This is a genomic window from Faecalibacterium sp. An77, from assembly GCF_002161315.1.
Classification (GTDB): Bacteria; Bacillota; Clostridia; order Oscillospirales; family Ruminococcaceae; genus Faecalibacterium.
On sequence record NZ_NFHK01000110.1, the window covers coordinates 1 to 655 of the forward strand.

General features: G+C 45.6%; 1 pseudogene. It reads left to right on the top strand.

The annotated features are described in order from the left end of the window. Nucleotides 1-552, top strand: a pseudogene (locus B5G28_RS14260) (IS21 family transposase); the annotation flags it as partial. Nucleotides 553-655: the final 103 nt, after the last annotated feature.

The following is a 655-nucleotide window of genomic DNA, read 5'->3' on the forward strand; positions in this document are numbered from 1 at the left end:
ATTAGGAGTGGGCTTATACTAATGATAAAAGATTTAGCAGGAAAAGGCAAGAGCGCTTATGCGATTGGGCAAGAAATTGGAATCTCCAAAAATACGGCCCGCAAATATATGGAGCAGGCAGATCGGCAGCATGGGCTAAAGGGGATTTCAAAAGGGTCCAAGTTAGATCCTTACAAGCCGCAGTTGAATGAATGGATGGAACAAGGTATCTTCAATTGTGTTGTTCTGTTGGAACGACTGCGAGAACTTGGATATGACGGCGGAATAAGCATTTTAAAAGCATATGTTCATCCCTACCGGCCAGCCAAGGCAGCACCTGCTGTACGGCGATATGAAACGCCCAGCGGCAAGCAAGCGCAGATGGACTGGGGCATCTGTCAATATCTGGACCAAAATGAGAAGCTTCACAAAGTAGCGGTTTTTGTAATGATTCTGGGATATTCCCGCGCCAAATACATTGAATTCGTAAAACGCTGTGACCTGCGCAGCATGGAACGCTGTATGTTAAATGCATTTCAGTATTTTGGAGGTGTTCCTAGAGCAACCCCATAAAATATCAACAATAACCGGCACAAGCAAACCAGTTACGACAGTCCGAAGAAGTAACGGCAGCAAACGCCTGGTATAAAGCAAGGTCCAAGTCCTCGAAGGTCAA